The sequence below is a fragment of the Agrobacterium sp. GW821-FHT02D03 genome (genome assembly GCF_059421725.1).
On sequence record NZ_JBWKVN010000001.1, the window covers coordinates 248,213 to 273,456 of the forward strand.

Sequence of the window (25,244 nt, forward strand, 5' to 3'; positions counted from 1 at the left end):
ATCAATCTTCAAATAAGCAGATTCAATCGGCGGTTCCCTAAGATTGGTTTTTTGCCAACGATATAACACGCAAGGCTTGATAAAATGCGTTTCTCACTGCTGCCGGTCATCGTCCTTCTGATGCCGATTCTGGAAATTGCTGGCTTCATCGTGGTCGGAAAGGCAATCGGCCTGTGGCCAACCCTTGCGCTGATCATCCTGACCTCGATGCTGGGCCTGATCATTCTGCGCAATGGCGGTCTTGGCATGGTGCGCAATTTGCAAAATGCTGGCCGCACGGGTGAGCAGCCAGCCGAGGCCCTTGTCAATGGCGGCATGCGCGTCATTGCCGGCATCCTGCTTTTCGTTCCAGGCTTCATCACCGATATCATCGGGCTCCTTCTGCTCGTGCCGGCGGTGCGCAGTTTCTTCTGGAAAGTCTTCAGACCGAACATCATCGTTGCGGATTTTGCCAGCACCGGCTTTCGCAGCAATCCGCGGGGTCCGGCGTCATCCAAGGTCGTCGATCTCGACGAAGAGGATTTTCACCGCGACGGGCCAAACAACTCCCCCTGGTCGCCGGATCGCAACGACCGCGATCTACCGAGACCTTAAGCCGGCAAGCCGGGTGCTGAGGGTTGTAAGCCTCCGGCCCAGATGATAGACGGCTTCCACGGCATTCACTTTGCGAGGCATATCATGACCACTGAAAATGGTGCACAGAACGGCGCAGCGCCGTCTCTCAATATTCTGACCCAGTACACAAAGGATCTTTCATTCGAAAATCCGGGTGCACCGCGTTCGCTTCAGGCTCGTGATGGCGCGCCTGCTATCAACATCAACGTCAACGTCAATGCGAACCCGATTTCCGGTTCCGATTTCGACGTGGTGCTGACGCTGAATGCAGAAGCCAAGGACGGCGATAAGGTTCTTTTCGTTGCCGAACTGACCTATGGCGGCGTTTTCCGTATCACCGGCTTCCCGCAGGAACACATGCTGCCGGTTCTCTTCATCGAGTGCCCACGCCTTCTCTTCCCCTTCGCGCGCCAGATCATTGCGGACGTAACACGCAATGGCGGCTTCCCTCCGCTGATGATCGACCCGATCGATTTTGCGCAGATGTTCACGCAGCGCGTTGCCGAAGAACAGGCTCGCTCTCAGGTTCAAGCCGTTCCGAACTGATCGGATCGTAGCCAGCCAATAAAAAAAACCCGGGTTCAGCAGACCCGGGTTTTTTATTGTCTCGAGAAACGGCAAGCGGTGCTGTCACTGCGACTGCCGATATTTGTTCCAGATGGCCTTGTCGCCCATCGACTGGACAAGCTTTTCATGCGCGGCCAAGGCCTGGACATCAAGCCGTGGCGGTAGGGATCGCTCGCGCTGCATCGGCGCCATAGGCTGATCCTCCATCTGCGTCGAGGCCTGCGTCTTCGAGGCGGAGCCGAAACCGAGCGCCGTCTGACGGCCGCCGATCATTTCGATATAGACTTCCGCCAGAAGTTCGGAGTCGAGGAGCGCGCCGTGCTTATCACGACGGGAATTGTCGACACCGTAGCGGCGGCAAAGCGCGTCGAGAGAATTGGGGCCCATCGGATGCTTCCGTCGCGCTAGCGCCAGCGTATCCGTCACCCATTCCGGCGATACAGACTCGATCCCGAGGCGCGCAAATTCCGCATTGATGAAGCCCATGTCGAAGGTCGCGTTGTGCGCCACCCAGCGGGCGCCTTCGAAGAATGCGCGGATTTCGTCGACCACCTCTGCAAATTTCGGCTTATCCTGAAGAAACTCATCGGTGATGCCATGCACCGCAAGCGCGTCCGGATGCACCTTGCGATCTTCCGGATTGATGTAGATGTGAATGCTTCTCCCGGTCGGGAAATGATTCATCAGTTCGATGCCGCCAATTTCGATGATGCGGTCGAACTTGGATTCCAGACCTGTGGTTTCCGTATCGAAAATGATTTCGCGCATCGAAATGCTGCCCTTCTGATCTGAATGTGAAAGTGTCCGAACACTGCGATGTCTTCGGCTTTATGAGCTTTTTCGTTTTTGCAACGCGTCAAGCACAGCTCGAACCTGGGCCCGTGCGTATTCGATACCACGTCCGGTATCGATGAGGAAATCGGCTTTCTTGCGCTTCTCCCCATCCGGCATCTGCCGTGCAAGGATCATCTGGAATTTCTCTTCCGTCATACCCGGGCGAGATAAAACCCGTTGCCGCTGGATCTCTGCCGCGCAACTGACGACCACGACGGCATCGACGCGGGCCTCAGCCTTCGTCTCGAAAAGCAGAGGAATATCGAGGAGCGCAAATCTCTCGCCGTTCCCCCTTTGCGCATCAACAAACGCGTCTTGCTTTGCGCGGACCATCGGATGGACAATGTTCTCCAACACAGGAAACTGAGCCGGATTCTCGCGCAGGATCGTACTGAGGCGATCGCGGTCAACAGCGCCGTCCTTGACCGCGTCCGGAAAAATATTTGCGATCGGACCGACCGCTTCGTTTTGATAAAGGTCGTGCACCACCGCGTCGGAATCACAGACCGGCACGCCCTCCTCCGCAAAGAGTTTTGCAGTGGTGGTCTTTCCCATCCCGATAGATCCGGTGAGACCAATGACGATCATGCGTGGCGTTCCATATCGGCAACAATCAAGGAGCGGAGTTCTTCGGTCACGCCTGGCTTTCTACCAAACCACTTTTCAAACCCCGGACGTGCCTGGTGAAGCAACATGCCCAGACCATCCACCGTCGCAAAACCCTGCTGTTCTGCCATCTCCAGGATGGGTGTCTTGAGTGGCACATAGACAATGTCCGTGACAACGGCGTTGGCGTCGAGAGGTGAAAAGTCAATGAAGGGTGCCTCTGTGCCATCCATGCCAAGCGACGTGGTGTTGACGAAAAGTCCGCAGCCATTCGAGACTTCGATAAGCGCGTCCATGGCGTGCGCATGGACAGTTTGGCCAAATCGGTCGGCAAGCTCTTGCGCTCGTTCAACAGTGCGATTGACGACATGGATTTCGGCGATGCCTCGATTGCGAAGGGCCTGGATTACGGCGCGGCTCGCGCCGCCTGCCCCGAGAACCACAGCCTTGTTCGTGTTGTCCCAGCCCCTATGCCGATCGTCAAGGTTGGACACAAAACCAAAGCCATCGGTGTTGGTCGCATGGATCAGTCCATCCTCCACCCAAATCGTGTTGGCAGCGCCTAACTCTTCTGCCAGCTCATCCGGCCTGTCGGCCAGTCGGTAGGCGGATTCCTTGTGAGGGATGGTGACGTTGCCCCCCACATAGGTCCTGTCCGCCAGCCTCAACGATTCCAGAAAAGACGGAAAATTCTGCGGCGATTGCTCTACTGCCTCATAGAGCCCATCGATCTGAAATTGCTTGATCCAGAAACTATGGATCAGGGGTGAGCGCGAGTGCTTGACCGGGAAACCCGTCACAAACGCTTTTTTGGTTAATGTTTCACGTGAATCAGCCATCGATCAGTTTCAGCTCCCTCAATTGCGCCAGCAGCGGAAGAAGCGGCAGTCCCAACACCGTGAAGTAGTCGCCTTCTATGGAATTAAATAGCTGGATTCCCTCACCCTCCAGCTGGTAGGCGCCGACGCTGGAAAGCACTTTTGAGCCGGCCATTTCTAGATAGCGTGACACATAATCGGGGGAGAGATCTCGCACCGTCATCGCTGCAAAGCTGACAGTTTCCCACAGAACGACCCCGTTTTTAGCAATCGCTAGTCCCGAATTCAAATAATGAGTTTTTCCAGAGAGCGAAAGAATATTGGCGTGTGCCTCTGCCATATCCTTTGCCTTATGATAGACGCGGCTCCCCAAAGACATCGTCTGATCAGAGCCGATCACGAAAGCGTCCCGGTGTAAGCGGCTCACGGCGATCGCTTTGGCTTTTGCCAGTTCCAGCGCGATTGTCTCAGGCGTCGCACCTTCCGCTTCCAGTCTGGCATCGATGGCGCGCTCATCAATCTCCGCAGGAATGCTCGAAAATATAAGACCGGCATTGCGCATCAGCATCTGGCGCGAGGCGCTGGCGGAGGCAAGGATCAGTTCGGACGTCATGGCTGTCTCCGATGAATAGCAAAAATCGGATTACAGCATCGGGCGGGAAATCGGAATCGATTTTCGGAAAAGCACGATGCGTGAATTCAAAATGTGAGACGCGTTCTTATAGCGCGCAAATCGGCGCTCAGCGCCCTATCGTGCCTTTTGGCGCAGAGCAAGGATCGCTGCCGCCGTCTCTTCGATCGAGCGCCGCGTCACGTCGATGAGGGGCCAGTTGTTGCGGGCACACAGCGCGCGCGCATATTTCAGCTCCTCCATGATCGTCGCCCGGTCGATATATTGTCCCCTGTCGAAACCACCGGTCGCACCAAGCTCTCGGTTTTCACGGATCTGCGATATCCGATCGGACGTCGCCACCAGCCCGACGATCAAAGGCTTCGTGGCCTTATAGATGCTATCGGGCAAAGGCACGTTCGGAACGACAGGAATATTGGCGGTCTTGATGCCGCGGTTCGCCAGATAGATGCTCGTCGGTGTCTTGGACGTTCGGCTGATGCCGATAATGACGATATCCGCTTCGTCATAATGTTCCGGCATCTGACCATCATCATGGTCCATGGCGAAGTTCAGTGCTTCAATGCGCGCAAAATAATCGGCATTCAAGGCATGCTGCGCCCCGACCCTCCGCCGCGAGGTGGCGCCGAGATAGGTCTGAAAGATGCCGATGATCGGCTCGAGCACGTTGACGCACGGGACACCAAGCGCGTGGCACTGGATTTCGAGAAACGAGGAAAGCTGCTGATCGACGATGGTGTAGAGTACGATGCCCGGCTGGCGATCGATCTCCTCGACGACGGCCTGCAACTGCTTTTGATTGCGGATCATTGGATAAACATGCTCAATCGGCATGGAGGCATGAAACTGTGCCGAGACAGCCCGACCGGCCGACATGAGAGTCTCTCCGGTTGAGTCCGATATCAGGTGCAGATGGAAGAAGTTTTTTTTATTCTCCACGCTGTTTTCTTCTCCCTGTTGATAAAGCTGGACAGATCCGGGACAGCGTTGGCGGCGAGCCCGGCCTGGCGGAAAACTGCCGACTTATCCACACTTGCCGGTTTTGTGTAGCAAGCTGAAGGGCCTCTGTGAATTGCTGGGAGAAGGGAAAATTGCTCTTCCGTCATTCCTGCCTTATCCACAGGATCGACAATCCGATGGTGACATTCAAGCCATTGAAACTATTCCGATAAATCAACTTTTCCAGAATTAGCGCGAAAAAGCGTTCTGTTTGATCCACATCGGATAGGGTGATGGGCAAGCTGCGGCATATCAGCTTAAGAGTTTTTAATCCTTGCTACTCACCGACTCTAAGAAATAGAAAATCTTTTAAATCTCTTTGTTTTTATTTTTAGAAAGTTGGGCGAGATGATCGACCGCAGTGTCATGAGGGTTTTGAACGGCGAGACGTTGAACCCTCCTCCGATTTGGCTTATGAGACAGGCTGGTCGATACCTCCCGGAGTACAGAGAAACGCGCAAGGTCGCAGGAAGTTTCTTGGATCTCTGTTACAATCCGGATCTTGCAACCGAAGTCACACTTCAGCCAATCCGTCGTTTTGGTCTGGATGCCGCGATCCTCTTTTCCGATATCCTGGTGATCCCGGATGCTTTGAAACGGAATGTCTTCTTCTCCGAAGGCAAGGGACCGCAGATGGACCCGATCAATGCTTCCGAGATTGACGCACTTGATCCGTCGAATGTCATCGCTCATCTCGAGCCTGTGTTCCAAACCGTCAGGAAGCTTCGCGCCGAATTGCCGCAACAGACGACGCTTCTCGGTTTCTGTGGTGCGCCGTGGACGGTTGCAACCTACATGATTGCCGGCCACGGCACCCCGGACCAGGCCCCTGCGCGCCTCTTCGGTTACCAACATCCGCAGGCGATGGAAAAGCTCCTATCCTTCCTGGCGGAGGTCTCTGCGGATTATCTCGTTGCGCAGCTGAATGCCGGCGCGAACGCCGTGCAGATTTTCGATTCCTGGGCTGGGGTTCTAGGCGAGAAAGAGTTCGAAGAATACGCGGTGAAGCCCGTGGCTCGGATCATCCAGTCCGTGCGTGCGCGCCGTCCCGATGCCCGCATCATCGCGTTTGCCAAGGGCGCCGGCATCTTGCTGAAGGATTACCGCCAGAAGACCGGCGCCGATGCGATCGGTCTCGACTGGAGCGTGCCGCTCTCCTTCGCCAGCGATTTGCAGAAGGAAGGCCCGGTCCAGGGCAATCTCGACCCGATGCTGATGATTGCTGGCGGCAGACCCCTGGAAGACGGCATCGATGCGATCCTGCAGGCTCTCGGGAACGGCCCGTTAATTTTCAATCTCGGCCACGGCATCACGCCACAGGCCGATCCTGAGAATGTCAGGCGGCTGGTGGCACATGTGCGCTCCCATGGAGCTGCAAGATGAGCGAAGAGAGGCAGACGTCAACCACAGCCGGCCGCAAGACCTATCTTCGCGCAGGCGTGGCGCTCGCCGTCTTCGTCGGCTTCATCGCGCTGGTCCTGCATGTCGATCCTGCCGATGCCTATCTCTGGATCAAGGCGCTGCACATCATCGCGGTCATTTCCTGGATGGCGGGTCTGCTCTATCTGCCACGGCTGTTCATCTACCACACGGATGCGCCCGTCGGCTCCGTACAGTCGGAAACCTTCAAGGTCATGGAGCAGCGGCTCATACGCTTGATTATGAACCCGGCAATGATGATCACCTGGGTATTGGGGCTTTACCTTGCCTGGTCCGTTTACGGTTTCAGCGGCGGCTGGCTGCATGCCAAAATCGCGCTGGTTATTGCGCTGACTGTGACCCATGTCTATTTCAGCCGTAGCGCAAAAGCCTTCGGTCGCGACGAGAACAGGCGCCCTGCCCGTCACTGGCGGTTGATGAACGAGGTGCCCACGGTGTTGATGATCGTAATAGTCATACTTGTGGTTGTAAAACCGTTCGGATAACTTATGATCACGATAAATTTCCCGGAATTGGTGCTTTGCTCTTGCGGCGGCAGGCATGAAACGCTATTTTCAGCCCACTCATCTCTCGGCATGTGAATTATTCAGATGGCTGCGGTTGCACCTCAGAAGCTGATTCGCGAACACGCCACTCCCCCACATATTTTTAAAGACGGTCTTTCTCTTCATGGCTGAAATGAAGCTACAGGAACTCAAAAGCAAATCTCCGACCGATTTGCTGACGTTTGCCGAATCCCTGGAAGTTGAAAATGCGAGCACCATGCGTAAGCAGGAGCTCATGTTCGCTATTCTCAAGATGCTGGCAAGCCAGGATGTCGAGATCATCGGGGAAGGCGTTGTCGAAGTTCTTCAGGATGGCTTCGGTTTCCTGCGCTCTGCAAACGCAAACTACCTGCCGGGCCCGGATGATATCTACATCTCACCCTCCCAGATCCGCCGTTTCTCGCTGAAGACTGGCGACACGGTCGAGGGGCCCATTCGTGGACCGAAGGAAGGCGAGCGCTACTTTGCTCTGCTGAAGGTCAACACGATCAATTTCGACGATCCGGAAAAGATCCGCCACAAGGTTCACTTCGATAACCTGACGCCGCTTTATCCGAATGAGCGCTTCAAGATGGAACTCGATGTTCCGACATCGAAGGATCTCTCCGCGCGCGTCATTGATCTCGTCGCTCCGCTCGGCAAGGGCCAGCGCGGATTGATCGTTGCGCCGCCGAGAACCGGTAAGACGGTTCTTTTGCAGAACATTGCTCATTCGATCACGGCGAACCATCCGGAATGCTACCTCATCGTTCTTCTGATCGATGAGCGCCCGGAGGAAGTGACCGACATGCAGCGCTCGGTAAAGGGCGAAGTCGTGTCCTCAACCTTCGACGAGCCGGCAGTTCGCCACGTTCAGGTGGCCGAAATGGTCATCGAAAAGGCCAAGCGCCTTGTCGAGCATGGTCGTGACGTCGTCATTCTGCTCGACTCGATTACGCGCCTCGGCCGCGCGTACAACACGGTCGTCCCCTCCTCCGGTAAGGTTTTGACCGGTGGTGTCGACGCCAACGCTCTGCAGCGCCCCAAGCGCTTCTTCGGTGCCGCCCGTAACATCGAAGAAGGTGGTTCGCTGACGATCATCGCAACGGCTCTGATCGATACCGGCAGCCGCATGGATGAAGTCATCTTCGAAGAGTTCAAGGGCACCGGTAACTCGGAAATTGTGCTTGACCGCAAGGTTGCCGATAAGCGCATCTTCCCTGCCATGGATATCCTCAAGTCTGGTACGCGTAAGGAAGACTTGCTGGTTCCGCGTCAGGATCTCCAGAAGATTTTCGTACTGCGACGCATCCTGGCACCGATGGGAACCACCGATGCCATCGAGTTCCTCATCGACAAGCTCAAGCAGACGAAGACCAATGGCGACTTCTTCGAGTCGATGAATACATAATCCGTTTAGCCGGATTCCGACTTGAAGCGTTTGCAAGGTTTCCAATCCGCTCATACGCTTCAGGTTCTTGCGTTATCGGAAAACCGCTGCACACATTTGTGCGGACCATGCTTTCGACCTTCGGCTGCGCTCCTTAAACAGAGCGCGGCCATTTTCATTAGAGCGGGTTCGATCACCTCGATTGCCGCCTCGCTTCAGCCCTTCGTTTGTAGCGTGCGTCCTTAAACCGCTAAACAGGTCGCATGACGAGCTTTGGAAGAGTTTCATGCCGCAGTCCAGCGATACGATCTATGCCCTATCCAGTGGCTCTCTACCGGCTGGCGTCGCCGTCATCCGGATCAGCGGACCCACTGCCATTGAGGCGCTGCGAAGTCTCATAGGCGATCACGCTCCAGCACCCCGTCACGCAGCCCTCAAAACGATTCGTGACCGAAACAGCGGCATTATTGATCAAGCGCTCGTGCTTCAGTTTCCAGCGCCGAACTCGTTTACGGGTGAAGATTGCGTCGAGCTCCAGGTCCATGGAAGTCGAGCGGTGGTGTCGGCGATCTTCAATCTCCTTGACCAACTGCAGGGTGTGCGTCCGGCAGAAGCAGGAGAGTTCTCCCGCCGGGCATTCGACAATGGCAAGATGGATCTCGTGGAAGTCGAAGGCCTTGCGGACCTCTTGCAGGCTGAAACAGAAATGCAGCGGCGCTTGGCCGTGGAGCAGAGCAGCGGTCATCTTTCCGGCCTCTATGACGGCTGGGCCTCGCAGCTGACCCGCTGCCGGGCATTGATCGAAGCGGAACTGGACTTCGCCGATGAGGACGATGTGCCGGATTCCGTGGCAGCCCAGGTGTGGGCGAAGGTTGGCGAACTCGAGAAAGACCTCTCAAGCCACTTGGCACATGGATCAGGCTCTGAAATCATCCGCGATGGTTTTAAAGTTGCCTTGGTGGGTGCGCCGAATGTTGGCAAATCCAGTCTGATGAATGCGCTGAGCGGGCGTGATGTGGCGATTGTCACCGATGTCGCAGGTACCACGCGAGATGTTCTCAGCGTCGATCTCGATCTCAATGGGTATCTTGTGACGCTATTTGACACGGCGGGACTGCGTGATGCGACGGATGTGGTCGAAAGGGAAGGTATTCGACGAGCACAGATGACGGCACAGTCGGCTGATTTGGTTCTTCACCTGCGCGATATCGATTCGCCCCCGCAACAATCGGATATTCAGAATAATTTCGAGGCGATTTCGCTTATCACCAAGGCCGACCTTCTTCCGCAATCGGCCACCATAGAAGACGGTATTCTCATCTCAGCAAAGACGGGCTACGGGCTAGACTTGTTAAAGTCCGCCATCAGCGACCGGATCAAGCAGCGAGTTGGAGCCGCTACCACTCTCATGCCCGCACGCTCGCGACACAAAAAACGACTTGAAGAGACGCTGGAGTATGTTAGGGAAGCGCTGAAATCAGAGGGTATGGAATTGGCGATCCGTTCCGAATATCTTCGTCTTGCCGCTACGTCGCTAGGACGGATCACCGGTAGGGTTGACGTCGAAGATTTGCTCGGCGTCATATTTTCCGAATTTTGCATCGGTAAATGATTCACGTGAAACAATGGGTGTGACACACCCGGTTCAAGGCTGGAAGTTCGATGGTTTATGATGTCGTCGTCATCGGTGGTGGCCATGCAGGCAGCGAGGCAGCTGCATCAGCTGCGCGTTACGGCGCACGCACTGCGCTCCTTACTCATAAGCGTGAGACGATCGGCGTTATGTCCTGTAATCCTGCAATCGGCGGATTGGGCAAAGGCCATCTTGTCCGAGAGATCGACGCACTTGATGGTTTGATGGGCCGCGTGGCCGACGCTGGCGGCATCCAGTTCCGCATGCTGAACCGCAAGAAAGGGCCTGCTGTCCGCGGGCCAAGAACGCAAGCCGATCGCCGTCTCTACCGCGAGGCGATGCAGAGAGAAATTTCCAGCATCGTAAACCTCGACATTATCGAGGGAGACGCTTTCGATATCGATATCACAAATGGTGAGATCACAGCAGTTGTCCTGGCGGACAGTCGTCGTGTCGCTTGCCGTGCCGTCGTCCTCACCACCGGGACATTCCTCCGCGGTCTTATTCATATCGGTTCCGAAAAGATTCCAGCAGGTCGTGTTGGTGAAGAACCCTCGATGGGACTTTCCGGGACCCTCTTACGCGCGGGTCTTACGCTCGGACGGCTGAAGACGGGCACCCCTGCCCGGCTCGACGGTCGAACGATTGATTGGGCTGGTTTGGACAAGCAAGGACCGGACGAAGACCCCGTCCCCTTCTCCTTCATGACGGATCGCATCACCAATCCTCAGATCGATTGTGGCGTAACGCGCACAACGCCTGAGAGCCATAAGATCATTCAGGATAATATTCACCTCTCAGCCATGTATTCCGGTCAGATCGAGGGCGTGGGTCCGCGCTATTGTCCGTCTATTGAGGATAAGATCGTTCGCTTCGGAGAGCGCGACGGACATCAAATCTTCTTGGAGCCGGAAGGTCTTGACGATCACACCGTCTATCCGAATGGAATATCCACGTCGCTGCCGGCACGTGTGCAGGAGGCCTTTATCCATTCCATTCCGGGGCTTGAAACCGTAAATATTCTCCAGCCTGGCTACGCGATAGAATATGATTATGTCGACCCAAGAGAACTCAAGCCCTCTCTCGAGTGTCGGAAGATCCCTGGCCTCTTTCTAGCCGGTCAGATCAATGGAACGACAGGCTATGAGGAAGCTGGCGCTCAGGGGCTCGTCGCCGGCCTCAACGCGGCGCGGCTTGCTGGTGGCGTCGATGCGCATATTTTCAGTCGGACAGAATCATATATCGGGGTTATGATCGATGACCTGACGTCCAAGGGTGTGACCGAGCCTTATCGCATGTTTACCTCGCGCGCTGAGTATCGACTCTCGCTGCGTGTTGATAATGCCGATCTCAGATTGACCCCTCTTGGGCTGAGAACGGGGATCGTCGGATCGGAGCGCGGGAGGAAGTTCTCTGAGTATCTCGACGCCCTGGACGAGGGCAGGTCGTTACTCAGGGACTTGGCGATCACCCCAACTCAAGCAGCAAAGCAGGGGCTCAAGCTCAATCAGGATGGCCAGCGCCGCAGTGCTTACGAGTTGCTTGCCTATCCCGACATGTCGCTTGAGGCGTTGAAACCAATCTGGCCAGTTCTGGGAGAACTTGCTCCGCGCGTTGCCGAAGTTCTGGAAATTGAGGCAAGTTACGCAGTTTATATGCAGCGCCAAAGCGCCGATATTATCGACATCAAGCGTGACGAAGGCCGAAAAATACCAGAAGATTTCGATTTCGGTAGCTTGTCCGGCCTTTCCAACGAACTGAAGCAGAAGCTGCTTGCAACGAAGCCAATCAACATCGCCCAGGCCGGGCGAGTTGATGGAATGACGCCTGCGGCGATCTCGCTGATCCTTGCTTTGGTTAAGAAAGGGACTTATACGCGAACAGAGAAAACCCGCATACATCCCTGACGAGTCCCATTATGACGTTAAACGGCCAAAGTGTTTCACGTGAAACACAGGAGCGGCTCGAACATTTCGTTGAGCTTTTCAAAAAATGGAACGCAACGACGAATCTCGTTGCTCCTTCAACGTTGAAAGACCTTTGGTCTCGGCACGTCGCTGACAGTGCCCAGATCTTCCAACTGGCACCCAGGTCTCAAACCTGGGTCGATCTTGGCAGCGGCGGTGGATTTCCAGGTGTGATAACCGCTATTTTCCTTGCGGAGCACCAGGATGGCTGGGTCCATCTCGTTGAAAGCAATCACAAGAAGGCTGCCTTCCTGCGTGTGGCTTTGTCGGAAACCGGGGCGCGCGGGACAGTTCACCCCCTTCGGATTGAATCAGCACCGGACGCGATTGGTTCATGTGATGCGGTGTCGGCACGCGCTCTCGCAGACTTGGACCTTCTCTTATCCTATATTTATCCGTGGGCTCAGAAAAATGATCTTCTAAAAGCATATCTCAATAAAGGCCGGGATTATGAGGCGGAGGTGACGAAAGCCCGTGGTCGATGGTCGTTTGATCTGCTAAAACATCGCAGTGCAGTCGATGAAGACTCGGTCGTTCTCGAGATTCACAACTTGTCGACAAAGCGCTGATTTTTGAAAGCCAGGTGCTTCACCATGTCTGATAAGAACCGGATCATTACGATAGCAAACCAGAAAGGTGGTGTGGGTAAGACCACGACCGCAATCAATCTGGCAACCGCACTGGCCGCTATTGGCGAGCGTGTTCTGGTGGTGGATCTCGATCCGCAGGGCAATGCCAGCACCGGTCTTGGCATTGACCGCAGAGAGAGAAAGCTATCGTCCTACGACTTGTTGGTCGGCGCAAACAGCGTCGCTGAAGTGGCGGTGCCGACAGCCGTTCCAAACCTCGATATCATTCCTTCGACAATGGATCTTCTTGGCTTCGAAATGGAAGTCGCGAATGCGGCTAACCGTGTTTTCTTGCTTCGTAATGCGTTGCGTAGCCCGGAAGCGATGGCCTATTCCTACATTTTGCTGGACTGCCCACCCTCTTTCAATCTGCTGACCATGAACGCCATGGCGACAGCCCATTCGGTGCTCGTGCCGCTGCAATGCGAGTTTTTTGCACTCGAAGGCCTTAGCCAGCTGCTCGATACGGTCAACCAGATTCGCGGTACCGTGAATCCTGGTCTCGATATCCAAGGTATCGTGCTAACGATGTTCGATGCGCGCAACAATCTTGCGCAGCAGGTCGTCAACGATGTTCGCACCCATCTCGGTGACAAGGTTTACCATACGCTCATTCCGCGAAATGTGCGTGTGTCTGAAGCGCCATCCTATGGTAAGCCCGCCATCCTGTATGATTTGAAGTGCGCCGGCAGCCAGGCCTATCTGCAGCTCGCCTCAGAGGTTATTCAGAGAGAACGGCTGCGCAGGGCTGCCTGAGGCGCTGCTGAACTGCAAGATTGATATGGAGTATAGTATGAGTGATGATCTCTCCAAGCGCCGCCTTGGTCGCGGTCTTGCAGCCTTGATCGGCGAGATGGATCAGCCCTTGCCAGTAGGCGAGCCTCAGCGGGCAATCAATGCCGACCGAACGGTGCCGATCGAGTTTATTGCCCGCAGTCCACGCAACCCGCGTCGTCATTTTGACGAAAGCGAACTCCAGGATCTCGCAGCCTCCATTCGGCAGCACGGGATCGTGCAGCCTGTCGTGGTGCGCACGGTCGAGCAGAACCGTTTTGAAATCATTGCCGGCGAACGTCGCTGGCGCGCAGCGCAGCTCGCCGGCTTTACCGAAGTTCCGGTTATCGTCCGCGATGTCGATGATCGTACGGCGCTTGAACTCGCGATTGTCGAGAACGTTCAGCGGTCTGATCTTAATCCACTCGAAGAAGCGCTGGGCTACGAGCAGCTGATTGCCGAGCATGGCTATACGCAAAACGATCTTGGCGAGATCATCGGTAAAAGCCGCAGCCATGTGGCCAACAGCCTGCGCCTGTTGAAGCTGCCTGATCCTGTCCGCGACATGCTGTCGGAAGGCTCTCTTTCGGCGGGCCACGCAAGGGCACTCGTCTCCACGTCTGATCCGACCACGCTGGCAAAGACGATCGTGTCAAAAGGCCTTTCGGTGCGCGATGCCGAGCGCATTGCGCAGAATGATATTCGATCCCAGCTCGATCCTGTACATGCGCGCAAGCCGGAGAAAGATTCTGACACGGTCGCGCTGGAGCGGACGCTGTCGGACGCCCTCGGCCTTGACGTAGCGATCAGCCACAAGGGCAATGGTGGACAGGTGCGGATCAACTACAAGACGCTTGAGCAGCTCGAAGCCGTTTGCCGTCTTCTGGAGCAGCGCGGTTAACGACACCGCGCGACTCACTAAGCTATTGATTTTTATTGTTTTTACATAGGTCGCCCTTATTGGGGCGACTTACTTAGGCTGAGTGTATCAGCACGTTAGATCCTACCTCAAGGCGAGCGATCAGGGTAAATGCCCATCCTCCTTGGGTCCCATTGAGCCGTTACGAGCTTAAAAGCCCTGGCCCAAGACACGGCCTCCCAAGCGATATGCGTCGGACTTCTTTCGCATTTTAAAAAAGGGAATCCAGTGAGCCAGATGCTTCTGAGGAGGAGTGACGCTTCAGTCTGAAATAGGCCGCTCAGAGCTACATATTGAGATTGCACAGTCGCATCAATCAACGATTGCTAAGCCGTGTCTGCTGTTACGGCGGTATCTGATGAGAGGCGGCTCTCTCGAAAACAACGTCTCAGAAATCGATCGCGCGTCCGTTGATCTCGTAATCGCCAAATCGGACCGGTTCGGCGCCGCCGCGGCCACCGGTCTCAGGTGGAAGCTTTAGCTGCTCTGCGTTGCGGCGCCGTTCTTCCGCTTCCTTCAATGCGCGTTGGGCTACAGGCGAGAGGACTTTGGTGTCCGCGTTCGCATTATCGTTATCGGCGTTCTGCATGGGCTTTACCCTCGTCACGGCATATTGAAAAGCAATTCCTCATAACCAGATTATAGAAAACTGTCCGCTTTGATAAGTCTTTGCGGGTCTTTTCATCGCTTTTGACGGAGATGCTGGATGAATCTGATGCGTACGGCCATGCTTTTGGCCTTCATGACGGCCCTGTTCATGGGTGTCGGATTTTTGATCGGCGGCAAGGGCGGCATGATGATCGCCCTGGTGATTGCTGCCGGTATGAACCTGTTCTCCTATTGGAACTCCGACAAGATGGTGCTCTCCGCCTATCGCGCCCAGGAAGTGGATGAGCGCAACGCGCCGGAGCTCTTTCACATGATCCGGGATTTGTCCCAGAATGCCGGACTGCCAATGCCGAGGGTCTATGTCTATGACAACCCCCAGCCGAATGCATTTGCGACGGGTCGCAATCCGGAGAATGCAGCGGTGGCAGCGTCCACCGGACTTATGGAAATGCTGACGCCGCAGGAAGTCGCAGGCGTCATGGCGCATGAGCTGGCGCATATCCAGAACCGCGACACGTTGACGATGACGATCACCGCAACGCTTGCCGGTGCCATCTCCATGCTGGGCAACTTTGCCTTCTTCTTCGGCGGCAATCGGGAGAACAATCATCCTCTCGGCTTCATCGGCGTTCTGCTTGCGATGATCGTTGCGCCTCTTGCGGCCATGCTGGTGCAAATGGCCATCAGCCGCACACGAGAATACTCGGCCGACCGTCGTGGCGCGGAGATTTGCGGCAATCCGCTGTGGCTTGCCTCCGCCTTGCAGAAGATTGCCGGTGCTGCTCAGCACATCCATAATAATGATGCGGAGCGCAATCCGGCGACGGCGCACATGTTCATCATCAACCCCTTGTCTGGGGAGCGGATGGACAACCTGTTCTCCACGCACCCCAATACGGAAAACCGCATCGCGGCGCTCCATGAGATGTCGCAAGGCTTCGGCCAACCATCGACGTATCAGCCAACAAGTGCTAAGGCCGTGCGCAAATCACGCTCTGTCCCGACGACTAGTCCGGGGCGTGGCACTGACACGTCTCACAAAGGTCCCTGGTCTTGACATCACCCAACGCCCCTGCCCGGCCAAAATTCAAAAAGACAAAGCCAGCGTCTTCGGATGCTGGCGGGCCAGATGGGGAGTGGAAACCGGGCCTTTCCGCCCGCATGGCTGCGGCCAAGATCATCTCCGCCGTTATCGACAAGAAGACGTCACTCGATGGAATGATGGATGCCGAGCACGGAAACCCGGCCTATCGTTCTCTCAATCTCGCCGATCGGGCACTGGTGCGGGCCATCGTCAACAGTGCGCTCCGCCACCTGCCAAGGATTGAAACCGCCATCTCGATGATGTTAGATGGACCGCTGCCACAAGGCGCGCGATCCCTTCATCATGTTCTGGTCGTTGCGGTCGCGCAGATGCTCTATCTTGACGTCCCTGATCACTCCGCTGTCGATCTGGCCGTGGAACAGGCGCACCGCGATCCGCGCAACAAGCGCTTCGTAAAGCTGGTGAATGCCGTCTTGCGCCGGCTCGGCCGCGAGAAGGATGCGGTTATTGCGGCCATCGATGCCGTACCGGTTCTTCCGGACTGGTTCTACAACAGGCTGGTGAAATCCTATGGTGAGGAGGCAGCGTCACGCATTGCCGCCTCGCAGCTTCTTCCCTCTTCGATCGACGTGACGGTGAAGTCTGATCCGGACCATTGGGCCAAGGAACTGAATGGAACCGTACTGCCCAATGGCAGTGTGCGTCTGGGTTCTTTCGAGGGACAGGTTTCAGCGCTTCCCGGTTTCGCCGAAGGAGAATGGTGGGTGCAGGACTTTTCGGCCAGCATGCCAGTGCGCCTTATGGGAGACTTGAAGGGCAAGCGCGTTGCCGATCTCTGCGCGGCACCCGGCGGCAAGACCGCCCAGCTTGTCTTGGCTGGCGCAAAGGTGACGGCACTCGATCAGTCCGGCAACCGCCTGAAGCGGCTGCGCTCAAATCTCGAGCGCCTTGGATTCGAAGCCGAAACGATCGAAGCCAACATGCTCAAGTATCAGCCTGAAGAGCTGTTTGATACTGTCCTTCTCGATGCGCCCTGTTCCTCCACCGGCACAATGCGCAAGCATCCCGATGTCAGCTGGACGAAGGACGAGAAGGACATCGCCAAACTGGCCACTCTCCAGGAGCAGATGCTGCGTCAGGCGCTGACCCTCGTCAAAGATGGCGGGATGATCGTCTTCTCCAATTGCTCCCTCGACCCTTCAGAGGGCGAGGACATGGTGGCGCGTGTCCTGGCATCCGACAGCAACCTCGAACGTGTTCCCGTCGACGCGAAAGATTTGCCGGGTATGGAGATTGCCATCAACGCCAACGGCGATCTGCGCACGACTCCTGACATGTTCGGCGGTGTCGATGGCTTCTACGCGACGGTTCTGCGTAAAGGTTCGCCCGCCTGAGGCATCAACGCATGTCGCGCAAAGTGCGCTGCGGGAAAGATCGCGACAGGCTTTCGAAGCGTCTCATCAGCCCCCTCTGATGTTTTTTCAGCCTCCTGATGAAGGATTGGGCGTGCGATCTGCGCTTCGGGCTCCATTCATTTACAAAATATGAAGTTTTTTGTGAAATTTTATCGCTCTTCTTCAATAACGCTTTATATGCGTCGTCCCTAAAGCTAACTCCCGCGAGGCAGGATTACAGACGTTTGGCGAGCTCCCTGAACAATCGTGTCAGCCTTGCGGGTTACTTCCTCCGCACGGTCAAGCGCCACGTCATGATTGCGGTGGCACCCTTGCGACTGCAATTGTGGCGGCTCTCCAGTAGAGCTCCAAGCGCGCTTGTGGCAGCGCCAACGGATCTGCGCGCGGTCGATCCTTATGTCGCGCAGGAGCTTGTGCAGGGGCGGCTGTTCCTGGCGGGGAAGATTTTGGAAACCGGGGGCGTTTCCCCCTTTCTGCTGGATCCGCCCTCTTCTGCATTTGAAGAGCGGCTGCATGCTTTCGGCTGGCTGCGCCATGTCCGCGCCAGCAGATCGGAAGAGGCTGGAAACCGCGCCCGCCTGCATGTTGCCGAATGGATGAGCCTGCATGGGCGAACGATCGGTGGCACAGCATGGTCGCCTGAACTTTCAGCACAGAGACTGACCTCCTGGCTGTCCCACTCGCCGGTCATCCTGCAGAAGGCGGATGCCAATTTCTACCGGCGTTTTTTAAGATGTATCGGCCTGCATGTCGGCTATCTGGGTCTCATTGCCAAATATGTGCCGGATGGTGAAGTTCGTCTGAAAGTCCGCATCGCGCTTGCCATGGCGTCCATCTCCATGCCGAACAGCGCGTCAAAAATCGCCCGGCAAGGCAGAAAGCTCGACCAGGAGATGGAGCGGCAAATCCTGCCCGATGGTGGGCATGTCTCGCGCAATCCGCGCGTCATGCTGGAGCTGTTGCTGGATCTCCTGCCGCTTCGCCAAAGCTACATCAATCTCGGTCATGACGTGCCGGCGGGGCTTGTGCCTGCCATCGACCGCATGTTCCCTGCGATCCGCTTCTTCCGTCATCAGGATGGCGATCTGGCCTTGTTCAACGGCACCACGGCAACGCTTGCCAACGAGCTTGCATCCGTTCTGCGCTATGATGAGACTTCGGGACGTCCGTCACGCTCGCTCCCGGATATTTCCTATCATCGGCTCGCCGTCGGCGATACGATCGTCATCGTCGATACGGGCAAGCCTGCCTCCATCGAATTGTCGCGCAACGCCCATTGTGGCTGCTTGTCCTTTGAGCTCTCTTCGGGCCGTTACCGCTTCATCGTTAATTCCGGCTTCCCGCAATATGCATCAGCCGCCTTCAAGCGGGTGAGCCGCACTACTGCCGCCCATTCCACGGTCACCATTGCCGATCGCTCATCGGCCCGGATTTCGCACTCCCGTTTCCTCGGCCCCGTCATCGTCTCTGGCATCAGCGAGACGGAGGTGGACCGCCGGATTGATGAGAAGCGCGCGGATATCCTGACCGCGTCTCATGATGGTTATGGAAGCCTCGGTTACGTGCACCAGCGCGAGTTGGAGTTGAACGAAGCGGGAACCAAGATCAGGGGACGAGACTGGATCAGGATAGATGAGAAGCGTCAACCGGAGCCAGCCGAGGCCGTTTGCCGTTTTCATGTTCATCCCTTGATCGAGCTGTCGCAGGAAGATGAGGAAACGGTGATAATGCAGGCACCGGATGGCACTGCCTGGGCCTTTTCAGCGCCCGCACGCCAGGTCACGATTGCCGAAGACGTGTTCATGGCAGATGTGTCCGGCATCCGGCCGTCGTTGCAGATCGAAGTCGCGTTTGAGCTTCCGGCAACCACGGAAATCCGCTGGCTTCTCGAACAGAGAAGCTGATCGCTCTTTGAAGGTTGTGCTGCCGATAAAGCGGCACGCTCTGTTTATTAATCTGCCAAGCTGTGCTAACGCGGCGACAACCGCCGGGGTGCGCTTTCTCCGGCTCATCCTCCACCGTTTACGGAGTTGCCACGATGGCCGTCGTTTCCAAGAAAATCCCCGCACCCGACAAAGTTCGTATCCGCACCGCGCTTCTGTCTGTCTCCGACAAGACCGACATTATCGAGCTTGCGGGCGCGCTGGTGAAGCTCGGCGTGAAACTTCTGTCGACCGGCGGCACATCGAAGGCGATTGCCGACGCCGGACTTCCGGTGACAGACGTCTCCGACATCACCAAGTTTCCGGAGATCATGGATGGCCGGGTAAAAACCCTGCACCCCAATGTTCACGGTGGGCTTCTTGCCATTCGTGACGATGCCGAACACCAAGAGGCGATGCGCGCTCACGGCATCGAAGCCATCGATCTTTCGGTCATCAATCTTTACCCGTTCGAAGAGGTTCGCGCCAAGGGCGGTGACTATCCGACGACGGTTGAGAACATCGATATTGGCGGTCCGGCGATGATCCGCGCTTCGGCCAAGAACCATGCCTATGTCACCGTAGTCACCGATCCGACCGACTATCCGGAACTGCTGGAAGCCTTGCAGGCCGATGACGGACAGACATCCTACGCTCTGCGCCAGCGCTTTGCCGCGAAGGCCTATGCACGTACCGCCGCTTACGATGCCGTCATTTCCAACTGGTTTGCAGAAGCTCTCGCAATAGAGACGCCGCATTACCGCGCCATCGGCGGCACGCTGAAGGAAAAGATGCGCTATGGCGAAAACCCGCACCAGAGCGCTGGCTTCTATCTGACAGGCGAGAAGCGCCCGGGCGTTGCGACAGCCACGCTGCTGCAGGGCAAGCAGCTTTCCTATAACAACATCAACGACACGGATGCGGCCTATGAACTGGTCGCCGAGTTCCTGCCTGAGAATGCGCCGGCCGTTGCCATCATCAAGCATGCCAACCCGTGCGGTGTAGCAACGGGTGCCACATTGCTGGAGGCTTACAAGCGCGCCCTTGCCTGCGATCCCGTCTCTGCCTTTGGCGGTGTCATCGCCCTGAACCAGACGCTGGACGCGGAAACGGCAGAAGAGATCATCCAGCTTTTCACCGAAGTCATCATCGCGCCGGACGTAACGGAAGAGGCAAAGGCGATCGTTGCGCGCAAGCCCAACCTCCGTCTTCTCTCCGCCGGTGGTCTGCCTGACCCACGCGCGGCTGGCATCACTGCCAAGACGGTGTCGGGTGGCCTACTGGTCCAGAGCCGTGACAATGGCATGGTGGAAGACCTCGATCTGAAGGTCGTCACCAAGCGTGCACCGACGGCGCAGGAACTCGAAGACATGAAATTTGCCTTCAAGATTGCCAAGCACGTGAAGTCGAATGCCGTGATCTACGCCAAGGACGGACAGACGGCCGGTATCGGCGCTGGTCAGATGAGCCGTGTGGACTCGGCCCGCATCGCTGCGCAGAAGGCGGAAGATGCTGCCAAGGCCATGGGCCTTGTCGAGCCACTGACGAAGGGTTCGGCGGTTGCGTCGGAAGCCTTCTATCCCTTCGCGGACGGCCTTCTGGCCGCGATTGCTGCTGGCGCAACGGCTGTCATCCAGCCGGGTGGCTCGATGCGCGACCAGGAGGTGATCGACGCAGCCGATGCCCATAATGTGACGATGGTCTTCACCGGTATGCGCCACTTCCGCCACTGATATCCAAGTCCTAGAAAGGCAGAAGGCCCGGAGAGCGATCCCTGGGCCTAATTTTATGTCCGATGTTTCATGTGAAACGTCAGGTCACCGCACCGACCTGCCATGGCACGAATTCGTTGTCGCCGTAGTCGTAGATTTCACTGACGGTCTGCTCGCCGGAGGCGACGGCAAGGATGTGGTCGAAGATGCGCTGTCCCGCCTCCTCGATGGTCTCTTTGCCGGTGACGATGTCGCCACAGTTGATATCCATGTCCTCCTTCATGTGTTCGTACATTTCGGAGTTGGTGGCGATCTTGATGCAGGGTGATGGTTTGAAGCCGGACACCGAGCCGCGTCCGGTGGTAAAACAGATGACGTTGCAGCCGCCTGCCACCTGGCCCGTGACCGCAACGGGGTCATAGCCGGGTGTGTCCATGAAGACGAAGCCGGGCTCTGTTACGGTCTCGGCAAACTCGTAGACAGCTTTCAGCGGCATGGATCCGCCCTTGGCAACGGCGCCCAGCGACTTTTCAAGAATGGTGGTCAGGCCACCCAGCTTGTTGCCGTGGGACGGGTTGTTGTTCAGCTCGTCGCCATTGCGGGCGGTGTAATCCCGCCACCAGTCGATGCGCTGCAGCAGCTTCTCGGCCACGGCCGGCGTGACGGCACGGCGGGTCAGGAGGTGTTCTGCACCGTAGATTTCCGGTGTTTCAGCCAGAACCGTGGTGCCGCCGTTGCGAACGATGAGGTCCGAAGCGTAGCCGAGAGCCGGATTCGCCGAAATCCCCGAATAGCCATCCGAACCACCGCATTCGAGCGCCAGCTTCAGTTTCGAAAGCGGCTGTTCGGTGCGCTTTGCCGCGTTGACGATAGGCAGCATCTCCTTGATGTTGGCGATGGCCGCTTCGATCGTCTTGCGCGTGCCGCCATGCTGCTGGATCGTCATGGTCCGCAGCCGGTCGCCCTCTTCCATCTTGTAGTGTTCGAGGATCGGCGCGATCTGGTTCGTTTCACAGCCAAGGCCGATCAGCAGGATGCCACCAAAATTTGGATGTCGGGCATAGCCCTGGATCGTACGGATCAGCAGGCGGTAGCCTTCGGACTTGGTGTTGAGCGCGCAGCCCGTTCCATGGGTCAGCGCCACAACGCCATCGACATTGTCGAAACCGGCAAGGCCGCCTTCCTTATTGAAGTAGTCGGCTATGTAACGCGACACGGTCGCGGAACAGTTCACCGAGGCAATGACGCCGATATAGTTGCGCGTGCCAGCACCGCCCGTGCCACGATCGTACCCCATGAAGGTCCGACGTTCGGCTTCCGGCAGCATGCCCTTTTCTTCGATGTCGACGCTGAACTGGTGTGCGTGCTCGGATGGTACCATGGCAAGGTTGTGCAGGTGGACGTGGCGCCCTGCCTCGATGTCCTGCGTGGCAACGCCAATCACCTGACCATATTTGATCACTTCTTCCCCGGACCTGATCGGCTTCAGGGCCACCTTGTGCCCGCGCCCGATCAGATCGAGCGCCTTCAGGTCTCCGCGCCCGATATCGGTGTCTTTGGGAATTGGCCGGCGGGCAACTGCAACATTGTCCTTTGTGTTCAGCAGAATGGTAGCTTCGGTGTTCTCAGTCACTCTTTTCCTCCTCCCGACAGATTGTCTGCCGAGGCATGTCTTGAATTACGTATCGATCCAGCGCCGTCTTGAGCTTTCCAGGTGAATGCGCATGGCAGCCTGTGCCAGCAGTGGATCGCGGCTTTCCAGTGCAGCCAGAATGGCCTCGTGTTCCTGCAGCGCATAGGTCCACGTGCCGCGGTCCTCGAACCTCACCCGCAACTGGGTCGAGATCGGGCTGTGCCTGTCATCGAAGAGATCTCCGACCAAGCGCGCGAGGACCGTGTTTCCTGATTGTTCGGCGATGGTCGCGTGAAACTTTCTGTCCTGATCGAGAGGTTTGCGACCGGCTTCGATCTCCTTCCTCATTTCATCGAGCGTTCCTCGCAGCGTCACGAGGGCAGCCTCATCAATTCGGCTCGCCGCCAGAACGATGGTCGCACCTTCCAGTGTCGAGCGCGCCTGCATGAGTTCCGAAGGGCTATCGCCAAGAGACCGAGTGCTTGCCTGTCGGGCCGCTGTCTCAGTAGACACATAAACGCCGGAGCCCATGCGGATTTCGACGCTTCCGTCGATTTCGAGCGCAATCAGAGCTTCACGCAGAGACGGGCGGGAGACACCGAGCTTCTGGGCCAGATCCCGCTCGGAAGGCAGTCGTGTTCCAGGCTGAAACTCTCCACCGTCGATCAGGTCGCGGATCTGATCGGCAACCTGCTGGTAAAGTCGTCTCGGCTCCAGGATTTTGGCCTGACCATTCATCTGCGGTCCACGGGTGTTCTAAGAAAGGTTGAGATTTGGCCTTACCGTATCCCTTACGAGAGGTATTAGCAAAGATATATTTTATCTCTTTGAAAATATTGAATATTATTGGAATTCGTGAGTTTCCGTTTCTCCGACATTGCTATACCTGCGAACAAAAAATCACAAATTGGCTTGACCACCAAAAAAATGCGGCCTAACCATTGCCGCCATTGAAGCGCTCTGCGGGAGAACGGAGCGGCTATTGGGAGGTAGCGGATGTCGCAAGGCGCATCGTCCATTTCGAGCCATGATGACACACGGCATGACGCACTTCAGGCGTCCGGTGCGCTTTTGCGCCTCGAGGACATCTGTAAGGAGTTCCCCGGCGTCAAGGCTCTGAGCGATGTGCGTTTCGACCTGCGCTCCGGCGAAGTTCACGCCGTCTGCGGCGAAAACGGTGCCGGTAAGTCCACGCTGATGAAGATCATCAGCGGTGTCTATCAGCCGACCAGCGGCACGATCCTGCATAAGGGTCAGAAGGTCCAGTACGCCTCTCCGCTCGAATCGGAAGCCGCCGGCATCGCCATCATTCACCAGGAACTCAATCTCGTTCCGCATTTGAGCGTTGCCGAAAACATCTATCTTGCGCGCGAACCGAGAAAAGGTTTCCTGGTCGATCGCAAGAAACTGCGTGCCGATGCCAAACGCTGTCTCGATCGCCTCGGCGTCGATATTCATCCGGATACGCTGGTGCGCGGCCTTTCCGTGGCGCAGTGCCAGATGGTGGAAATCGCCAAGGCGCTTTCGCTCGATGCCGAAGTACTGATCATGGATGAGCCGACGTCGTCGCTGACCGAGCAGGAAACGCGCCTGCTGTTCAAGGTCATCCGCGACCTGAAGGCATCCGGTGTCGGTATCGTTTACATTTCCCACCGTCTGGACGAGATGGCCGAGATCGTCGACCGCGTCACCGTGCTTCGCGATGGGCGCTATATCTCGACAGACGATTTCAAGTCGATCACGGTCGATGACATCGTTACCCGCATGGTGGGCCGCTCGCTGGAGGAAAAGTTCCCCGAGCGCACGTCGAAGCCTACGGATGAGGTCATCTTCTCCGTCAAGGGCCTGACGCGGACCGGCGTCTTCCACGACGTCAATTTCGAATTACGGCGTGGCGAAATCCTCGGATTTGCCGGCCTGATGGGTGCCGGTCGTACCGAAGTGGCCCGCGCGATTTTCGGCGCGGATGCTTTCGATGCGGGTACCATCACCTTTGAAGGCCGCGAGCTGACGATCAAGTCGCCGCAGGACGCCATCGAACAGGGGCTTGCCTACCTCTCCGAAGACCGCAAGAGCGACGGCCTGGCGATCAAGATGTCGGTTGCTGCCAACACCTCGCTTGCCAATATGGACGAGGTCTCCAACCGCTTCGGTCTGATCGACTTCAAGAAGCACGACGAGGTCGCAAAGCATTATGTCGATCTCTTGAATGTTCGCACGCCTTCGATCAAGCAGACGGTTCGCCTTCTGTCCGGCGGCAACCAGCAGAAGATCATCATCGGCAAGTGGCTGTTCCGCCAGTCGCGCATCCTGTTCTTCGATGAGCCCACCCGCGGCATCGATGTCGGGGCGAAGTTCGCCATCTACAAGATCATGGATGAACTTGCCGCGCGCGGCATTGGCGTCATCCTCATCAGCTCGGAACTGCCCGAAGTGTTGGGGCTGACCGATCGTATCGCGGTGTTCCACGAGGGAACCATCACCGGCGTGCTGGAAACGGCCAAGACCAATCAAGAAGAAATCATGCGCTATGCCTCCGGCTATAGCCGCAAGGCGCAATGA

The 25,244-nt window shown here is 56.8% G+C and carries 23 protein-coding genes; 15 read left to right on the forward strand and 8 right to left on the reverse strand.

Annotated features, from left to right (window positions below; translation table 11 throughout):
- Positions 1-84: 84 nt before the first annotated feature.
- Together AC07U5_RS01180 and secB are read left to right on the forward strand one after the other, a co-directional pair.
- Positions 85-594: an FxsA family protein gene (locus AC07U5_RS01180; RefSeq protein WP_313057221.1), complete on the forward strand. Its 510-nt coding sequence runs from the start codon at positions 85-87 to the stop codon at positions 592-594.
- Positions 595-678: 84 nt separating this feature from the next.
- Complete coding sequence (gene secB / locus AC07U5_RS01185) at positions 679-1,161, forward strand: protein-export chaperone SecB (protein ID WP_062424798.1); 483 nt, start codon at positions 679-681, stop codon at positions 1,159-1,161.
- Between the two features lie 84 nt (positions 1,162-1,245).
- Here secB and dnaQ read toward each other — a convergent pair whose 3' ends face one another.
- From dnaQ to AC07U5_RS01210, 5 genes are all read right to left on the reverse strand, one after another.
- Positions 1,246-1,950 (reverse strand): DNA polymerase III subunit epsilon, encoded by a 705-nt coding sequence (gene dnaQ, locus AC07U5_RS01190; protein ID WP_062597480.1) that lies wholly within the window; start codon positions 1,948-1,950, stop codon positions 1,246-1,248.
- Positions 1,951-2,010: 60 nt separating this feature from the next.
- The gene (coaE, locus tag AC07U5_RS01195) at positions 2,011-2,604 is read right to left on the reverse strand and encodes a dephospho-CoA kinase (RefSeq protein WP_494722071.1); all 594 of its coding nucleotides are present in this window, start codon (positions 2,602-2,604) and stop codon (positions 2,011-2,013) included.
- Positions 2,601-3,461 carry a shikimate dehydrogenase gene (locus AC07U5_RS01200; protein WP_494722072.1) on the reverse strand — a complete coding sequence of 287 codons (861 nt, stop codon included), beginning with the start codon at positions 3,459-3,461 and terminating at the stop codon, positions 2,601-2,603. Before AC07U5_RS01200 ends, coaE begins: the two co-directional genes overlap by 4 nt.
- Positions 3,454-4,053 carry a Maf-like protein gene (locus AC07U5_RS01205; protein ID WP_111848710.1) on the reverse strand — a complete coding sequence of 200 codons (600 nt, stop codon included), beginning with the start codon at positions 4,051-4,053 and terminating at the stop codon, positions 3,454-3,456. The genes AC07U5_RS01200 and AC07U5_RS01205 overlap by 8 nt, the downstream gene beginning before the upstream one ends.
- Before the next feature lie 135 nt (positions 4,054-4,188).
- On the reverse strand, positions 4,189-5,010 hold the full coding sequence (locus AC07U5_RS01210) for a pyruvate, water dikinase regulatory protein (protein WP_111848708.1): 822 nt from the start codon (positions 5,008-5,010) through the stop codon (positions 4,189-4,191).
- 408 nt (positions 5,011-5,418) lie between these two features.
- Between AC07U5_RS01210 and hemE the strand changes: the two genes are divergently transcribed.
- The 8 genes from hemE to AC07U5_RS01250 all read left to right on the forward strand — a co-directional run bounded on the left by hemE (position 5,419) and on the right by AC07U5_RS01250 (position 14,328).
- Positions 5,419-6,453: a uroporphyrinogen decarboxylase gene (gene hemE, locus AC07U5_RS01215; protein WP_494722073.1), complete on the forward strand. Its 1,035-nt coding sequence runs from the start codon at positions 5,419-5,421 to the stop codon at positions 6,451-6,453.
- Positions 6,450-6,995 carry a protoporphyrinogen oxidase HemJ gene (hemJ, locus tag AC07U5_RS01220; RefSeq protein WP_113227054.1) on the forward strand — a complete coding sequence of 182 codons (546 nt, stop codon included), beginning with the start codon at positions 6,450-6,452 and terminating at the stop codon, positions 6,993-6,995. Before hemE ends, hemJ begins: the two co-directional genes overlap by 4 nt.
- Positions 6,996-7,179: 184 nt before the next feature.
- Entirely contained in the window at positions 7,180-8,445 is a 1,266-nt protein-coding gene (gene rho / locus AC07U5_RS01225) for a transcription termination factor Rho (protein ID WP_111848702.1), read from the forward strand.
- Between the two features lie 265 nt (positions 8,446-8,710).
- Positions 8,711-10,036 carry a tRNA uridine-5-carboxymethylaminomethyl(34) synthesis GTPase MnmE gene (mnmE, locus tag AC07U5_RS01230; protein WP_494723235.1) on the forward strand — a complete coding sequence of 442 codons (1,326 nt, stop codon included), beginning with the start codon at positions 8,711-8,713 and terminating at the stop codon, positions 10,034-10,036.
- Positions 10,037-10,086: 50 nt separating this feature from the next.
- A complete protein-coding gene (gene mnmG, locus AC07U5_RS01235; RefSeq protein ID WP_494722074.1) occupies positions 10,087-11,964 on the forward strand; it encodes a tRNA uridine-5-carboxymethylaminomethyl(34) synthesis enzyme MnmG in 1,878 nt (625 codons plus the stop codon).
- Positions 11,965-11,975: 11 nt separating this feature from the next.
- The gene (gene rsmG / locus AC07U5_RS01240) at positions 11,976-12,593 is read left to right on the forward strand and encodes a 16S rRNA (guanine(527)-N(7))-methyltransferase RsmG (RefSeq protein WP_494722075.1); all 618 of its coding nucleotides are present in this window, start codon (positions 11,976-11,978) and stop codon (positions 12,591-12,593) included.
- Between the two features lie 24 nt (positions 12,594-12,617).
- Entirely contained in the window at positions 12,618-13,409 is a 792-nt protein-coding gene (locus AC07U5_RS01245) for a ParA family protein (RefSeq protein ID WP_062424699.1), read from the forward strand.
- Positions 13,410-13,446: 37 nt separating this feature from the next.
- A complete protein-coding gene (locus AC07U5_RS01250; RefSeq protein WP_494722076.1) occupies positions 13,447-14,328 on the forward strand; it encodes a ParB/RepB/Spo0J family partition protein in 882 nt (293 codons plus the stop codon).
- A gap of 406 nt (positions 14,329-14,734) precedes the next feature.
- On the opposite strand, the gene AC07U5_RS01255 is transcribed toward AC07U5_RS01250, so the two are convergent.
- On the reverse strand, positions 14,735-14,935 hold the full coding sequence (locus AC07U5_RS01255; RefSeq protein ID WP_494722077.1) for a DUF1674 domain-containing protein: 201 nt from the start codon (positions 14,933-14,935) through the stop codon (positions 14,735-14,737).
- 117 nt (positions 14,936-15,052) lie between these two features.
- Here AC07U5_RS01255 and htpX point away from each other — a divergent pair, with 117 nt between their 5' ends.
- From htpX to purH, 4 genes are all read left to right on the forward strand, one after another.
- Positions 15,053-16,012 (forward strand): zinc metalloprotease HtpX, encoded by a 960-nt coding sequence (gene htpX, locus AC07U5_RS01260; RefSeq protein ID WP_494722078.1) that lies wholly within the window; start codon positions 15,053-15,055, stop codon positions 16,010-16,012.
- A complete protein-coding gene (locus AC07U5_RS01265; protein WP_494722079.1) occupies positions 16,009-17,394 on the forward strand; it encodes an RsmB/NOP family class I SAM-dependent RNA methyltransferase in 1,386 nt (461 codons plus the stop codon). Before htpX ends, AC07U5_RS01265 begins: the two co-directional genes overlap by 4 nt.
- Positions 17,395-17,639: 245 nt before the next feature.
- On the forward strand, positions 17,640-19,319 hold the full coding sequence (locus tag AC07U5_RS01270) for a heparinase II/III family protein (RefSeq protein ID WP_494722080.1): 1,680 nt from the start codon (positions 17,640-17,642) through the stop codon (positions 19,317-19,319).
- Between the two features lie 134 nt (positions 19,320-19,453).
- Positions 19,454-21,070, forward strand: a complete 1,617-nt coding sequence (purH, locus tag AC07U5_RS01275) for a bifunctional phosphoribosylaminoimidazolecarboxamide formyltransferase/IMP cyclohydrolase (protein WP_494722081.1) — start codon at positions 19,454-19,456, stop codon at positions 21,068-21,070.
- A 79-nt stretch (positions 21,071-21,149) separates the two neighbouring features.
- Here purH and AC07U5_RS01280 read toward each other — a convergent pair whose 3' ends face one another.
- Both AC07U5_RS01280 and AC07U5_RS01285 read right to left on the reverse strand, forming a co-directional pair.
- On the reverse strand, positions 21,150-22,682 hold the full coding sequence (locus AC07U5_RS01280; RefSeq protein WP_494722082.1) for a UxaA family hydrolase: 1,533 nt from the start codon (positions 22,680-22,682) through the stop codon (positions 21,150-21,152).
- 45 nt (positions 22,683-22,727) lie between these two features.
- Entirely contained in the window at positions 22,728-23,420 is a 693-nt protein-coding gene (locus AC07U5_RS01285; RefSeq protein ID WP_062597465.1) for a FadR/GntR family transcriptional regulator, read from the reverse strand.
- A gap of 258 nt (positions 23,421-23,678) precedes the next feature.
- Here AC07U5_RS01285 and AC07U5_RS01290 point away from each other — a divergent pair, with 258 nt between their 5' ends.
- A complete protein-coding gene (locus tag AC07U5_RS01290) occupies positions 23,679-25,244 on the forward strand; it encodes a sugar ABC transporter ATP-binding protein (protein ID WP_312930989.1) in 1,566 nt (521 codons plus the stop codon).